The organism is Nitrospirillum bahiense, from assembly GCF_007828025.1.
GTDB lineage: Bacteria > Pseudomonadota > Alphaproteobacteria > Azospirillales > Azospirillaceae > Nitrospirillum > Nitrospirillum amazonense.
The window spans coordinates 39,711-54,275 of the sequence record NZ_VITO01000018.1 but is presented as its reverse complement, the minus strand read 5'-3'; the positions used below and the strand labels follow the sequence as shown (position 1 = coordinate 54,275).

The 14,565-nt window shown below is 68.2% G+C and carries 10 protein-coding genes; 5 read left to right on the top strand and 5 right to left on the bottom strand.

From position 1 onward, the window contains the following. Positions 1–55: 55 nt before the first annotated feature. Positions 56–2,767, bottom strand: coding sequence for a M1 family metallopeptidase (locus FBZ88_RS22290; RefSeq protein WP_186464555.1), 2,712 nt, complete (start codon positions 2,765–2,767; stop codon positions 56–58). 813 nt (positions 2,768–3,580) lie between these two features. On the opposite strand from FBZ88_RS22290, the gene FBZ88_RS22285 reads away from it, so the two are divergent. Next, positions 3,581–5,653: a methyl-accepting chemotaxis protein gene (locus FBZ88_RS22285; RefSeq protein ID WP_145619317.1), complete on the top strand. Its 2,073-nt coding sequence runs from the start codon at positions 3,581–3,583 to the stop codon at positions 5,651–5,653. A gap of 153 nt (positions 5,654–5,806) precedes the next feature. Continuing rightward, complete coding sequence (gene greB, locus FBZ88_RS22280) at positions 5,807–6,346, top strand: transcription elongation factor GreB (RefSeq protein ID WP_145619316.1); 540 nt, start codon at positions 5,807–5,809, stop codon at positions 6,344–6,346. Between the two features lie 21 nt (positions 6,347–6,367). Here the strand turns inward: greB and FBZ88_RS22275 are convergent, their stop codons facing one another. Genes FBZ88_RS22275 through secA form a run of 3 tightly spaced genes read right to left on the bottom strand, consistent with a single transcriptional unit; the run spans position 6,368 to position 9,990 of the window. After that, positions 6,368–6,895 carry a YqhG/Tai3 family protein gene (locus FBZ88_RS22275; protein ID WP_186464554.1) on the bottom strand — a complete coding sequence of 176 codons (528 nt, stop codon included), beginning with the start codon at positions 6,893–6,895 and terminating at the stop codon, positions 6,368–6,370. A gap of 2 nt (positions 6,896–6,897) precedes the next feature. Then, a complete protein-coding gene (locus FBZ88_RS22270; protein WP_088872201.1) occupies positions 6,898–7,158 on the bottom strand; it encodes a hypothetical protein in 261 nt (86 codons plus the stop codon). A gap of 51 nt (positions 7,159–7,209) precedes the next feature. Further along, positions 7,210–9,990, bottom strand: a complete 2,781-nt coding sequence (gene secA, locus FBZ88_RS22265) for a preprotein translocase subunit SecA (RefSeq protein ID WP_145619385.1) — start codon at positions 9,988–9,990, stop codon at positions 7,210–7,212. A gap of 498 nt (positions 9,991–10,488) precedes the next feature. Here secA and FBZ88_RS22260 point away from each other — a divergent pair, with 498 nt between their 5' ends. The 3 genes from FBZ88_RS22260 to mutT all read left to right on the top strand — a co-directional run bounded on the left by FBZ88_RS22260 (position 10,489) and on the right by mutT (position 13,506). Continuing rightward, positions 10,489–11,436, top strand: a complete 948-nt coding sequence (locus FBZ88_RS22260) for a peptidylprolyl isomerase (RefSeq protein WP_246138807.1) — start codon at positions 10,489–10,491, stop codon at positions 11,434–11,436. Between the two features lie 232 nt (positions 11,437–11,668). Continuing rightward, entirely contained in the window at positions 11,669–12,901 is a 1,233-nt protein-coding gene (gene argJ, locus FBZ88_RS22255) for a bifunctional glutamate N-acetyltransferase/amino-acid acetyltransferase ArgJ (RefSeq protein WP_145619314.1), read from the top strand. Between the two features lie 164 nt (positions 12,902–13,065). Further along, positions 13,066–13,506 carry an 8-oxo-dGTP diphosphatase MutT gene (mutT, locus tag FBZ88_RS22250; protein ID WP_145619383.1) on the top strand — a complete coding sequence of 147 codons (441 nt, stop codon included), beginning with the start codon at positions 13,066–13,068 and terminating at the stop codon, positions 13,504–13,506. Positions 13,507–13,565: 59 nt separating this feature from the next. Here mutT and FBZ88_RS22245 read toward each other — a convergent pair whose 3' ends face one another. Then, a complete protein-coding gene (locus FBZ88_RS22245; RefSeq protein WP_145619313.1) occupies positions 13,566–14,483 on the bottom strand; it encodes a methyltransferase domain-containing protein in 918 nt (305 codons plus the stop codon). Positions 14,484–14,565: the final 82 nt, after the last annotated feature.

Below are 14,565 nucleotides of genomic sequence, written 5' to 3'. Positions count from 1 at the left end.
TGAGCGCGTTCGGTCAGGGTGCCGGCCCCCGCCGCAGGACGGGGGTCGTTCTCAGTCAGTGCGTGGCCGGCAGGGCGGCCAGCCAGCTGTCCACCTGGGGCAGCCGCTCCTGCGCCACCTTGGCCCGGTAGGCGATCTCGCCCGCGGCCTTGGCGACACCCTGGCGGGCGGTGGCCGGCACGTGCGCCTCGGCATAGGCGTTCAACTCGCCGATGCGGGCCGGGTCGGAGGAGCGGCGCGCCACGCCGGCGAAGAACTCATAGCGCTGCATCTGGTCCAGCGTGGCTTCCACCGCGTCGATGTGGGCCGTGACGAAGCGCCAGGCCAGGTCGGGGTTGGCGTCGGCCACGGCCAGGATCAGCTGCGGCGCGATGGTGGTGCCCACTTCCGGCGTCAGGCTGAGGTCCAGCACCTTCTGCGCCAGGGCGGGGTCGCGCACCGCCCCCAGCGCCCCATACAGCTGGCGGCGGGCCAGCGCGTCGGTGGTGCTGGACGCCAGGGCGTGCAGCCGGTCGAAGGTGGCGGCATCGGCGTGCTGGGCCACGGCGGTGATGACCGCCAGGCGGATGCCGGGGGGCAGGGCCGTGGGGTCGGTGCCGTCGGCCGCCAGACGCCGTTCCGCCTCCGTCAGCGTTTCGGTGGCATCGAAACTGCTGAGCGCGCGGATCAGGGCAGCGCGGGTCAGGCCCACCTTGTCGCCCTGGCCCGGCTGCGGGTCCCAGCCGATGGCGGACAGCACCGGCGCCAGCACGCCGCGGGCGAAGGCGCGGAAGGCGGCCTGGCCGGGCCTGCCGGCGTAATAGCCGTCCACGTCGCGCAGGTAATCGGCCGCCTGTTCCCACACCGACGGGTCGGCGTCCGGGCGCAGGGCACGGACCAGAGATAGGCTGTCGCTCATGGCCATCTGCCCGGCCTCGCCCAGGGCGGCGCTGTCGTACATCAGGCCCAGTTGGTCGATGGGCGCCAGCCGGTCGACATGGTCGACCAGGGCCTTGAACGCCGGCTCGGTATAGGCGGTGCGGAAATAGCCGGTCTGGCCGGCATTGGCCAGCAGGGGGCCGCAGCCGGGCGCGGCGGCCTTGCCCGTCAGGGCCGTCAGCAGCGCGTGCGACGGGGAACTGGCAACCCCGCCTGCGGCGCCCACCGTGGCGAGGGGGACGGGGATGGCCCACAGCCGGTCGCTCAGATGGTACTGGTCGGGGATGGTCACCGGCTCGGTGGCGAAGCGCGCCTGGCGCAGGCTGACCTGCGTGCCGCCGCCGGCCATGGCCGGCGCTGTCTCCTTGGCGCCCTTCTTGCCCTTATGCGGCTTGGGGCTGTTACCGGCGCCGCAGGTGGCGCTGACCGATACCAGGGGGATGCCCGGCTTGGTGATGAAATCGGTGGCGATGCGCAGCGCGTCCTTGGCGCCCGCCTCCTCCACCGCCTTGAACAGGTCGCGGGTGGTGGCGTTGCCGTAGGCGTGGCGCTTCATGTAGCGGCGCACGCCGTCGCGGAACACCGTCTCGCCCACCGTCGCCTCCACCATGCGGATGACGGCCTGGCCCTTGTCATAGGTGATGTCGTCGAAGGCCTCGTCCGCTTCGGCCACGGAATTGATGGGCTGCACCACCGGGTGGGTGGCGGCGCGGGCGTCCAGGCGCTTGGCCCGCTCCATCGCCGGCATGGCCACCAGCCAGGGCGACCAGTCGGGATGCAGGGCGTCCATGGCCTTGGCCTCCATCCACGAGGCGAAGCCCTCGTTCAGCCACAGGTCGTCCCACCAGGCCATGGTGACCAGGTCGCCGAACCACTGGTGCGCCATCTCGTGCGCCACCACCTGGAACACCCGTTGGCGGGCCTCCTCGGTGGCCAGGGCCGGGTCCAGCAGCATGTCCTTCTCGAACGACATGATGGCGCCCCAGTTCTCCATGGCGCCGAAGCCGCCGGCGCCGGGCGTGGCGATGAAGTCCAGCTTGGGCAAGGGATAGGGCGTGCCGAAATAGTCGTTGTAGCGGGCCAGGATGGCGGCGGCCGTCTCCAGGGCGAAGCGCGCCTTGTCCACCGACCCGCGCCGCACGACCACGCCAATCTCCACATCGCCGGCCTTGGCGGTGGCGCGCTCCAGGTCGCCCACGGCCACGAACAGCAGATAGCTGGACATGCGCGGCGTGGGCTGGAAGTGGACCAGATGGCGGCCGTCGGCCATGGCCTCGTCCGTCTTCACCGGCATGTTGGACACGGCCATCTGGCCCTGGGGCGCCATGACCGACAGGGTGAAGGTGGCCTTGGCCGAGGGCTCATCCCAACAGGGCAGGAAGCGGCGGGCGTCGCCGGCCTCGAACTGGGTGGACAGCATGTGGGCCGATACGTTGGCGCCCCCCTTGCCGCCTGCCGGGGCGTCCGTGGCGGTGTAGTCCAGCTGGAACAGGCCGCGCGCCGATTTCTCGATCTGGCCGCGATAGGCGATGTCCACCGTGTGATGGCCGGGGGGCAGGGGGGATGCCGCCGTCAGAGTGGCCGTCTGGCTGTCCTTGTCGAAGGTGACGCCGGTGGCGGGGGTGCCGTCGATGGTCACGCGGTCCAGGGTAAGGCTTTCCGCGTTCAGCACCACGGTGGGGGTGGCCGTGGCCACGTCGATGTCGACATGCACCTCACCGGCGAAGGTCGAGGCCTCGATATTGGGGATGACCGTCAGGTCGTAGTGCAGGGGTGAAATGTTGCCCGGCAGTCGGCCGTTGGCCGCTAGACTAACCGTGGGGCTGAGGCATAGGGTCGCAGTCGTCACCAGAACAGTTTTGATCACGCCTTTGAAATTAGTCGAGGCCAGGGGCATACAGCCGCTCCTACGCTTGTATTGCGCGGCGCCACTGCGGGGCGCTTTACGCTTTGGTGCCGAGTGTGCCTGCGTCCACCCCGCAGTTCAATTGCGGACTTCCCGACAAATATGTGCGTCCTCGCCAAAGGCGGCGGAGTGGACATCTCTGGGATACTATATCCGAATGCGACCAAGGTAAGCGCTGTCCCCACGCTGAAATCGCAGCGTCGTTCCGGCAATTCGCGCCGGAATGCGACAGAAGAACGCAGGCCTGGCTGGAAGCCGTCGCCGGCTGATACGGCTTCTTGGCGCCGGCCCGGTGCTCTTCGACCAGGTTTTAGCGGCGGCCGTTGGATGACCTGTCAACCTCATCTTCCCCGGCCATCGACTTCGGTGTCCGATTAGTTAGGTCGGGGAATCTATCTTCTGCAGATTATCCAAGTATTACTTAGTTGCCAATGCTGGGATGTCCTGGTCAAGGGATAGCAAACCGCAAAGATATTGACCGGTCGGCGATGAAGGCGAGAAGCATCTAAAAGAAATTTCAAAGGTTAACGGATCGGTGTGCCATTCATCCTGATGGTCTAGTCTTCAAAATTCGCATGGGCTTATCCCTGGACTAAATCTCCAGCGGTCTATATTGAAACCTGCCTTCCGAAAGACAGCTCCGCGGTTCGCGGGCCGATCGGGGTCGCCCTAGCCGGCATTTCAAATTTCGCTGTTGTTCTCGCCCGTGCGCGCCCTCCGGCGCCCTCGTGGGCGCCGCATTTGGGAAGTGTTGCCATGTTCCAAGCCCAGTCCTCGACGGCCCGGTCGGCCGCCGGCACCCCCTCCATTTCCGCCCGCTCCATTTCCACTAAGGTCCGCAAGGGTTTCGCCGTGTCGGTGGCGGCGCGCATCGCCCTGCTGATCGTGGGGGCCGTGACCCTGCTGACGGTGGTCAGCCTGGGCATCAGCCACGTGTTGCTGGCGGGCTTCACCATGGAATTGGCCAAGGACCGGCAGGATGCCAACATGCAGGTGGCGTGGCACGTGCTGGAAGGTTACGGCAAGGGCTACAGCCTCAGGGACGGGCACCTGTACGCCGGCGACACGGCGCTGGAGAACAACGTCGCCGCCGTCGATACGGTGAAGCGCCTGGTGGGCGGCACCGCCACCATCTTCGCCGCCAAGGACGGCGAGATGGTGCGCATTGCTACCAACGTCATGAAACAGGACGGCAGCCGTGCCGTCGGTACCGCGCTGGCCCGCAACGCCGTCTACGACGCCGTCGTCGGTCGGGGCGAAGCCTATCGCGGCGAGGCCGACATCCTGGGCGTGCCCTTCTACACCGCGTACGACCCCATCAAGGACGCCAGCGGCCATATCGTGGGTGTGCTGTACACCGGCATTCAGAAGCGCATCTTCGCCGAGGCGGTGGAGCGTCTGAAGACCAGCATCCTGGTCGCCAGCGTCACCCTGGCCGTGGTGCTGGGCCTGGCCGCCTGGTGGCTGGCCAGCCGCTGGGTGGGCCGTCCCGCCCTGCTGGTGGCCCGCCTGCTGGAACGCCTGGCGGCCAACGACACCACGGTGGAGATCCGCCCCACCCAGCGCCGGGATGAGATCGGGCGCATGCTGCGCGCCGCCGGCGCCCTGCGCGGCGTGGTGGCCGACGTCTTCCGTCTGAAGCAGATGGTGGACGACATGCCGCTGAACGTCCTGCTGGCCGACGCCGACCAGGATTTCCGCATCACCTATGCCAACGCCGCCAGCCTGGGCACGTTGAAGTCTCTGGGGGCGCCCCTGCCGCGGCCGCTGGCCGGCGGCACGCCGGTGGGCGCCGGGATCGGCCTGTTCCATGCCGACCCCGCCCCGTTGCTGGAGGTCGTCAAGAACCCCGCCCTGCTGCCGTGGCAAGGCCGCCTGACCCTGGAAAATGCCCATGGCGATAACGAGGAGCTGGAGCTGCGTGTGGCCGCTGTGCGCGATACCGACGGCCGTTATGTCGGCCCCATGATGACCTGGTCGGTAGTGACGCGTCAGGCCCGCCTGGCCGCCGCGTTCGAGACCGACGTGCATGGGGTGGCCGCCGCCGTCACCAGCGCCGCCCACACGCTGGAGGGCGACGCCCGCACCCTGACCGACAACACCGGCAGCGCCTGCACGCAGGCCCAGGACGTGCAGGCCGCCGCCAGCCAGACATCCAGCAACGTGCAGACGGTGGCCGCCGCTGCGCAGGAGTTGGCGGCCTCGGTGGATGAGGTCGGCCGGCAGGTCGAACGCTCCAAGGCCATCGCCGCCCGCGCGGTGGCGGAGGCGACCACCACGGGCCAGACCATCGGCGGCCTGGCCGAGGCCTCGGACCGCATTGGCGCCGTGGTGCAGATGATCAGCGACATTGCCGGCCAGACCAACCTGCTGGCGCTGAACGCCACCATCGAGGCGGCGCGGGCGGGTGAGGCCGGCAAAGGCTTCGCCGTGGTGGCCTCCGAGGTCAAGACCCTGGCCGGCCAGACGGCCAAGGCCACGGAGGAGATCACCCGCTACGTCCAGGACATCGGCCAGCGGACGGATCTCAGCGTCGCCGCCATGGAACGTATCGGCGCCACCATCCACGAGGTGAACGAGGTCGCCGCCGCCATCGCCGCCGCGGTGGAGGAGCAAGGTGCGGCCACCCGCGAGATCGCCCGCAACGTGGCCGAGGCCGCCGACGGCACCGACCACGTCAGCCGCACCCTGTCCTCCCTGACCGATGCCACCGGTGTGGCCGGCAGCACGGCGGGCGAGGTGCTGGACACCGCCGGCAGCCTGACCCGCGAGGCCGGCCGCCTGAACCAGGCGGTGGAGGGCTTCATGAAGGCGCTGCGGGAGATGTAGTGTGCCTCGGGGATTGGGGGGCACGCGAACTTGGCCATCCTCGGTTTCCAGTCCCCTTCCAGTCCCCGGAAACCTGCGGCGGCCCCGGCCGGGCCTTGTCGCCGCGCCCCGGGTGCGGTAGACGGCCGGGGTGCGAGCCCCGTGATGTGACCGATGAACACCAGCCCCGACCGCGACGACGACGATGATGATGACGACCTGCCGCCCCTGCCGGCTGGCGCCAAGAACTATATGACGCCGGAAGGCTTCAACCGCATGCGGGATGAGCGCCACCAGCTGCTGCGGGTGGAGCGTCCCAAGGTGGTGGAGGTGGTGTCCTGGGCCGCCGGCAACGGCGACCGGTCGGAGAACGGCGACTATCTCTACGGCAAGAAACGGCTGCGTGAGATCGACCGGCGCATCCGTTTCCTGACCAAGCGCATCGAAAGCGCCGAGGTGGTCGATCCCCAGTTGCAGAAGAACCGGTCCCAGGTCTTCTTCGGCGCCACCGTCACCTATGCCGATGAGGACGATGGCCGCATGACCGTCACCATCGTCGGCCGGGACGAGGTGGACATGGACCGCCACCGCATCAGCTGGGTGTCGCCGGTGGCGCGCGCGCTGATGAAGGCCAAGGTGGGCGACGTCGTCACCGTGCGCACGCCCAAGGGGCCGGAAGAGGTGGAGATCCTGGACATTCGCTACCCGGACTGACCGGCCGGGGGGCGATGGCCCTCAGCGGTGTTTCTTGCCCGTCGGGCCGTACTCGCTCACCAGCGTGTCCTTCAGCGACCAGGGATGGTCGGCGGCCGCGGCATCGTCCTTCAGAATGACCACGTCGTCGATCAGCCAGCGTCCGCCGGTCCGCATGAAATGGTAGGCCAGGACGCGGGGCCCGAAGTTGCTGAAGCGCGCCGTCACCGTGGCCGTGTCGCCCGACGCCTCCGCCTGCAGGCCGAAGCCCGACAGGTCCCAGTCCTGGCCGTCGATGATGATGTCGAAGTCCAGGGCGCAAATCCCCTGGGTGCGCTTTTCGCAAGCCCGGTCGGCATCGAGCAGGCGCGCCAGCGCCGGGGTGGCGTGGCGCCGGACCTGGGCGACCGAATCGATAGTCGTGTCCTTCTCGGCGTGGGGATCGGCCAGGTACGGCCGGTACAGGGCCTCGACGATGGCCTGGGGTGTCGATTGCGCGGGCTCGGCGCCAGCCGCCCGTGCCACCGGCGGAACGGTCACCAGGCCCGCAGCCAGCAGAAGCGCCGCCACCCTCATAATTCAGGCCGCATCGCGGCGAGCGACCGCCGGGCGATGTCCTTCAGGGCGGCGCGCAGGCGTTCGATCTCCTGCGCGGCGGCTTCGTAATCCTCGATCAGGCCGCCGACCAGGGTGCCGGGGTCCCCGGCATGGTCGGGATAGCGGTCGCGGGCCCGTTCGGCGCGGCGGCGCAGCCGCTCCACGATGTCTTCGTTGACGGGTGGCGCCGGGCGGTGGCTGTCATCCTCCGGCGTCATGTCCTCGGCATCCGGCATGGCCCGTGGCTCCCTTCCTTCACGCGTAAGCGGGTCGTCAGGACCGGCCCCTTACGGGGCGCGGCCATGGCAATGCTTGTACTTCAGGCCGCTGCCGCAGGGGCAGGGGGAATTCCGGGGGGTGTTCATCCAGGTGTCCGGGTCCTGGCCACCCACCTGGGTGGACTGCGGCATGTTCACGGCGCCATAACCCAGGCCGGCGCTGGCGCGCGCCATGCCCGGGGGCAGGGGCTCGTCGGCCGGCGGCAGGCCAGGGGGCGGGCCAGCGAGCGGGCCAATGGGCGGGAACGCCGGGTCGACGCGGGTCTCCTGCATTTCCTGGGGCGGGAAATCGTTCGGGTCCAGCGGCGGCTGGGCGACCTGCAGCTGCACGCGCATCAGCACCTGGGTCACCTGCTCGCGCAGGCTGTCCAGCAACTCCTCGAACAGGTTGAAGGCTTCGCGCTTGTATTCGTTCAGCGGGTCGCGCTGGCCATAGGCGCGCAGGTTGATGCCCTGGCGCAGATGGTCCAGCGACAACAGGTGGTCTTTCCACGACTGGTCCAGCAGCTGCAGCAGCAGGCTGCGCTCGATGGAGCGCATGATCTCCGGCCCGTAGCTGGCCTCCTTGGCGGCGTAGGCCTCCTCGGCGGCCTTCATCAGGCGCTGCTCGATCTCAAGCTCGGCGATGCCTTCTTCCTTGCCCCATTCCTGCACCGGCACGTCCAGCGCCAGGACGCGCACCACGTCCTCGTGCAGCTGGTCCATGTTCCACTGCTCGGCATAGGAGTTGGCCGGAATGGCCTTGGCCACCAGGGTGTTGATGGTGTCCTGGCGCATGTCCTCGACGGTTTCCTTGATGTCGTCGACGGCCATGATCTCACGACGCTGCTCATAGACGACCTTGCGCTGGTCGTTCATGACGTTGTCGTACTTCAGCAGGTTCTTGCGGATTTCGAAGTTGTGGGCCTCAACCCGGCTCTGGGCCTTTTCCAGCGCCTTGTTGATCCAGCTGTGGATGATGGCCTCGCCTTCCTGCAGGCCCAGGCGCTGCAGCATGGTGTCCATGCGCTGCGACCCGAAGATGCGCATCAGGTCGTCTTCCAGCGACAGGAAGAACTTCGAGGCGCCGGGGTCGCCCTGGCGGCCGGAACGGCCGCGCAGCTGGTTGTCGATGCGCCGGCTCTCATGCCGCTCCGTGCCCACGACGTAGAGGCCGCCGGCGGCCAGCGCCACGTCCTTGGCGGCCGCCACCTCCTCCTCGATCTGCTGGATGCGGCGCGCGCGCTCGGCGGGGTCGGTCACCTCCCCCAGCTCGTACTCGATGCGCATTTCGACGTTGCCGCCCAGTTTGATGTCGGTGCCGCGGCCCGCCATGTTGGTGGCGATGGTGACGGCGCCCGGCCGGCCGGCCTGGGAGACGATGTAGGCTTCCTGCTCGTGATAGCGGGCGTTCAGCACGTTGTGCGGGATGCCCTGTTTCTTCAGCAGGTCGGACAGCAGTTCCGACTTCTCGATGGAGATGGTGCCGACCAGGATGGGCTGCTGGCGCTCCTGGCACTCCTTCACCAGCTTGACGATGGCGTCGTACTTCTCGCGCGCCGTGCGGTAGACCTCGTCATCGTAGTCGATGCGCTGGACGGGCAGGTTGGTCGGCATGTCGACCACGTCCAGGTTATAGATCTCCGCGAATTCCGCCGCCTCGGTCATGGCCGTGCCGGTCATGCCGGCCAGCTTGGGGTACAGGCGGAAATAGTTCTGGAAGGTGATGGACGCGAGCGTCTGGTTCTCGCGCTGGATGGTCACATGCTCCTTCGCCTCCAGGGCCTGGTGCAGGCCTTCGGAATAGCGGCGGCCGTCCATCATGCGGCCGGTGAACTCGTCGATGATGATGACCTTGTCATCCTTGACGATGTAGTCCACGTCGCGGGTGAACAGCTTGTGGGCGCGCAGGGCCTGGTTCACGTGGTGGACCAGCGTGATGTTGTGGATGTCGTACAGGTCGCCCTGCTTCAGCAGGTCCATCTCGGTCAGGATCTGGGCGACCTTCTCCGTGCCCTCTTCCGTCAGGTTGACGGACTTGGCCTTCTCATCCTTTTCATAGTCCGTGTCGGCCAGGCGCAGGATGACCGTGTCCACGGCGGCGTACAGCTCCGACCCATCGGTGGAAGGGCCGGAGATGATCAGCGGGGTGCGCGCCTCGTCGACCAGCACGCTATCCACCTCGTCGACCACGGCGAAGTTGAAGGGCCGCTGGACCATGTCGTCCAGGCGGAACTTCATGTTGTCGCGCAGGTAGTCGAAGCCGAACTCGTTGTTGGTGCCGTAGGTGATGTCGGCGGCGTAGGCGCGGCGGCGCTCGTCATCATCCAGGCCGTGGACGATGCAGTCGGTGGTCAGGCCCAGGAAACCGTAGATGCGGCTCATCCAGCCGCTGTCGCGCTTGGCCAGGTAGTCGTTCACGGTCACGACGTGCACGCCCTTGCCTTCCAGGGCGTTCAGGTACACCGCCAGGGTCGCCACCAGCGTCTTGCCTTCGCCGGTGCGCATCTCGGCGATGCGGCCGCGGTGCAGGACGACGCCGCCCATCAGCTGCACGTCGAAATGGCGCTGGCCGATGGCGCGCTTGGCCGCCTCGCGCACTGTGGCGAAGGCGTCGGGCAGGATGTCGTCCAGCGTCTCGCCCTTGGCCAGCCGGTCGCGCAGCCAGTCGGTGCGCATGCGCAGCTCGTCGTCGGACAGCGATACCAGCTTCGGCTCCAGCGCGTTGATGGCGTCGACGTCCTTCCGCAAGCTTTTGACAACGCGCTCGTTGGCGCTGCCGAACAGTTTGCGGGCGATGGAACCGAACATGAAAACCTCGAAGAGAACGAACACGGGGAAACCGGCCGGATCATCCAGCCCGGCCGCGCGGGACATGGGGCCCTTTTGGATAAGGCCCCCCATGCGCCTTGTGAGATAAGGTGGCAGGGCCCGGCGGTCAATGAAGCCCCGCCGTTTCCGGTACCGCGATACCGGTCCCACCTGCCGTGTCAAATCCCCCACACGCGCGGGGCTGGACCATAGCATGATCCGCCTGCTTTCCAACCGCTTTGATGCCCCGGCGGATGCGGTATCCAGCGACCATCCCCGGGCATGGCGTGAGGCTCGCCGCTTGGGGGCCGGGGTGCGGCATCAGGACACGTACGGGGTGGGTATCCGGCGCTGTCCCACCTTGCGAGAGGGGCGCGCCCCGTGTTTTATGGCGCGACAGCCGAAGAAGGGCCCGGCAGTGCTACGGCGTGGCCGTCCCTGGTCCCTAGCATCGCGCCGTTTTTTGATGCAGCCCCAGTCCTCGAGGAATTCAGCTCCATGTATGTGAAGATGTTGCGTGCCGCGCTGCTGACCGCGGCTTTCGGGTCCCTGGCCGGCACCGCCCTGGCCGCTGACACCCCGGCCAAGGCTGCCGCCCCCGCCGCGGCGCCGGCCGCCGGCTCGCCGGCCCAGGCCGCGGACGATCCGGTGGTGGCCCGTGTGAACGGCAAGGAAATCCACCGGTCGGAAGTGCTGGCCGAATACAGCCAGCTGCCGGCCCAGACCCAGCAGCAGATTCACCTGAACGAAGCCTACCCGCGCGTTCTGGAGAACCTGGTGACCGCCCGCCTGCTGGCGGATGCCGGCTACAAGGACAAGCTGCAGGACAGCAAGGAAGTGAAGACCGAGCTGAAGCACGCTGAAGAGCGCTTCGTGCAGCAGGCCTACATCCGCAAGCAGGTCGACTCCCGCATGAACGAGGCGCTGCTGAAGAAGAAGTATGACGAGATGGTGAAGGCCATGCCGGCCGAGGACGAGGTCCGCGCCCGCCACATCCTGGTGAAGACCAAGGAAGAGGCCGACGCGCTGATCAAGCAGATCCAGGGCGGCGCCGATTTCGCCAAGCTGGCGTCCGAGCAGCAGATCGACAAGAACTCCGCCGCTTCGGCTGGCGACCTGGGCTACTTCACGAAGGGTGACATGGTCGCCCCCTTCGCCGACGCCGCCTTCGCCATGAAGCCGGGTGAGGTCAGCAAGACCCCGGTGAAGACCGACTTCGGTTGGCACGTGATCAAGGTTGAGGACCGCCGCAAGCGCCAGGCCCCGCCGTTCGAGCAGGTGAAGGGCCAGGTCGCCCAGGCCGAAGCCCAGGATCTGGCCGCCCAGGTGGTGGAAGAGCTGCGCAAGGGTGCCAAGGTCGAGGCCTTCGACATCACCGGCAAGCAGGCCATCTCCCTGACCCCGCCGCCGGCCGCCGCCAAGCCGGCCGCTCCCGCCAAGCAGTAAGGCGGGTGGAAGGCGCGGGGATGAGTTCCTTCCCGCGCCGTCACGCTAGCGAAGGGCGCAAGCATCGCCGGTGGCGGTCTTGCGCCCTTTTGCTGTCCGCGGTTCGCTTAAGCGCCGGACGCCCGTTTTCGATTTTATTCGTCACGGATTTCGGCCTATTTTCTGCGCCGTTTGCCCGGTTCCTCCGGGCGGCCCCTCATCCGAACCGTTCGCCTTCAACGGAGCGATCCCCATGGCCTCCAAGGTCTCCCCCCTGGCACCCGACGCTTTCCCCACCCTGTCCCCCGTGGCCGGCGTCCGCCTGGCGGCGTACAACTGCGGCATCCGCTACAAGGGCCGGGATGACCTGATGGTGGCCGAGCTGGCGCCCGGCACCACCGTCGCCGGCGTGCTGACCCGCTCCCTGACCGCCAGCGCGCCCGTGCACTGGTGCCGCAAGGGCCTGACCGGCGGCAGCGCCCGCGCCCTGGTGGTGAACTCCGGCAACTCCAACGCCTTCACCGGTGCCGCCGGCGAATCGCTGGTGTCCGAAACGGTGGCCACCGCCGCCCAGCTGGTAGGCTGCAAGCCGGAAGAGGTCTTCGTCGCCTCCACCGGGGTCATCGGCCAGCCCCTGCCGGCCGACATGATCGCCCAACACCTGGGCGCCGCCTGGGCCAAGCTGGACGCCGGCAACTGGGACGCGGCCGCCCGCGCCATCATGACCACCGACACCTTCCCCAAGGGGGCGGTGGCCACCTGCGTCATCGACGGCAAGACCGTGACCCTGAACGGCTTCGCCAAGGGCAGCGGCATGATCGCCCCCGACATGGCGACCATGCTGGGCTTCCTGTTCACCGACGCCGCCATCGCCGCGCCGGTGCTGCAGAAGCTGCTGTCGCGCGCCACCGACCGCAGCTTCAACTGCGTGACGGTGGACGGCGACACCTCCACCAGCGACACGGTGATCCTGGTGGCCACCGGCCAGGCCGGTAACGCCCCCATCACCGACGCGACCGATCCGCGCCTGCGGCCCTTCGCCAAGGCGCTGGACGCCGTCTGCCTGGACCTGGCCCAGCAGATCGTGCGCGATGGTGAGGGTGCCACCAAGTTCGTGACCCTGACCGTGACCGGTGCGGCCAGCAACCAGGCGGCCAAGCGCATCGCCCTGACCGTCGCCAACTCCCCCCTGGTGAAAACCGCCGTGGCCGGTGAGGACGCCAACTGGGGCCGCATCGTCGCCGCCGTGGGCCGCGCCGGCGAGAAGGCCGACCGCGACAAGCTGGTCATCAGCATCGGCGGCGTGCAGATCTGCGCCAACGGGATGGAGGTCCCGGGTTATGACGAGGCGCCGGTGGCGGCCCACATGAAGGGGCAGGAGATCGACATCCAGATCGACCTGGGCCTGGGCCGGGGCAAGGCCACCGTGTGGACCTGCGACCTGACCCACGGCTACATCGATATTAATGGAAGCTACCGGAGTTAAGGGTTCCCTCAGGCGGCGGGCGCGGGCATCCGCCCGCTTGCCTTGTCCTCGATTTTCGGTCCACTGCGTTCCCCGAAAATCTCCGGCGGCCGCGGTCGCGGCCTACAGCGGCATGAACGGTCATGCCGCTGCCAGAGACCTAGGAGCGATTGATGGCGGATGAGATGACCCCTTGCTGGGACGGCCAACCGGAACCGGTGGAGCCGGTACGCACGGTGCTGGTGGCCGCCGTGGCGCTGATCGATGCCGACGGGCGGGTGCTGCTGGCGCAGCGCCCGCCGGGCAAGTCCCTGGCGGGCCTCTGGGAGTTCCCCGGCGGCAAGGTCGATCCCGGCGAGACGCCGGAGGTGGCGCTTGTTCGGGAACTGCGGGAGGAGCTGGGCATAGACACGCGCACCAGCTGCCTGGCGCCCTTCACCTTCGCCAGCCACCGGTATGAGTCCTTCCACCTATTGATGCCGCTGTACGTCTGCCGCGTCTGGCAGGGCACGCCTCAACCCCTGGAAGGGCAGGTGTTGGCCTGGGCGCGGGTGGACCAGCTGAACGACTATCCCATGCCCCCGGCGGATGTGCCGCTGGTGGCCATGCTGCGCGATCTGCTGTAGCCCCACTCACATCGGCCAGGGCGCGACCTCACCCACACGAACAGGTCGGCACCAGAGAATTAATTTTTAAGCGGATTGATCTCTTCCGTGCCCAATGCGTCGGCCAGGCGCAGCTTGGCGCTGCCACGGCGCAGGGGTTTCTGCTGGCTTTCGTCGGGGGCCCAGCCGGCCAGGTACAGCACCTGGAAGCTAGCCTCGATGCCGCCCTCGCCATCGGGGTACAGGTCCTGATAGCGCTCCGCGGCCCGGGTGAACAGGTCGCTGGGGCTCACGCCCTTGCGGCTGTCCAGCACGGCGTTGGTCTCGCCCATGCCCCGCAGGTCCTGGATCAGGCGGAAGGCGTGGGGGTAGCTGACGGTCAGCATGTCGCTGTCCACCACCGGCAGGGCGAAGCCGGCGCGCTGCAGCAGGCCGCCGGCGTCGCGCACCTCGGCCATGGGGCTGATGCGGGGCGACAGGCCGCCCATCAGGTCCATCTCTGCTTCCATCAGGCTGCGGCGCAGCTCGAACAGCGTCTCGCCACCCAGGATGGCACCCAGGAACAGGCCGTCGGGCTTCAAGGCGCGGCGTACCTGGATCAGGGCGCCAGGCAGATCGTTGACCCAATGCAGGCTGAGGGCGCTGACCACCAGGTCGAAGCTGCCCTCGGCGAAGGGCAGGAACTCCTCATCCGCCGCCACCGTGGGCAGGCCAGGCATGCGCTTGGCCGCCTCGGCCGCGAAGCGGGGGGACAGGTCCGTCGCCACCACCTGGGCGATGCTGGGCACGGCCGCAAGGGCCTGCGCCACCTCTCCGCCATGGCAGCCCAGGTCCAGGGCCACGCGGAAGTCGCGCTTGATGTCGGCCAGGCGTTCCACCAGGCGGCCAACCACCTCGGCCTTCAGGAAATCGAAGCCGGTCCACCCGGCGGCGGCCCGGTCGCGATGGGCCCGCACGCGGCGGCGGTTGAAGACGGTCATGCTGTCGGCGTCGCTCATGGGGCCGGTATAGGCCCTTCGTTGGCCGGAGCAACAGGAATTTACGGGGTACGCGCGGCTTTGCGCTATCATGGCGCGTGCT

Bases quoted from the DNA above. Each gene is read 5' to 3' on its own strand.
- FBZ88_RS22260 (WP_246138807.1), top strand. From the start codon at position 10,489: ATGTATGTGAAGATGTTGCGTGCCGCGCTGCTGACCGCGGCTTTCGGG.
- FBZ88_RS22245 (WP_145619313.1), bottom strand. From the start codon at position 14,483: ATGAGCGACGCCGACAGCATGACCGTCTTCAACCGCCGCCGCGTGCGG.
- mutT (WP_145619383.1), top strand. From the start codon at position 13,066: ATGACCCCTTGCTGGGACGGCCAACCGGAACCGGTGGAGCCGGTACGC.
- greB (WP_145619316.1), top strand. From the start codon at position 5,807: ATGAACACCAGCCCCGACCGCGACGACGACGATGATGATGACGACCTG.
- argJ (WP_145619314.1), top strand. From the start codon at position 11,669: ATGGCCTCCAAGGTCTCCCCCCTGGCACCCGACGCTTTCCCCACCCTG.
- FBZ88_RS22285 (WP_145619317.1), top strand. From the start codon at position 3,581: ATGTTCCAAGCCCAGTCCTCGACGGCCCGGTCGGCCGCCGGCACCCCC.
- secA (WP_145619385.1), bottom strand. From the start codon at position 9,990: ATGTTCGGTTCCATCGCCCGCAAACTGTTCGGCAGCGCCAACGAGCGC.
- FBZ88_RS22270 (WP_088872201.1), bottom strand. From the start codon at position 7,158: ATGCCGGATGCCGAGGACATGACGCCGGAGGATGACAGCCACCGCCCG.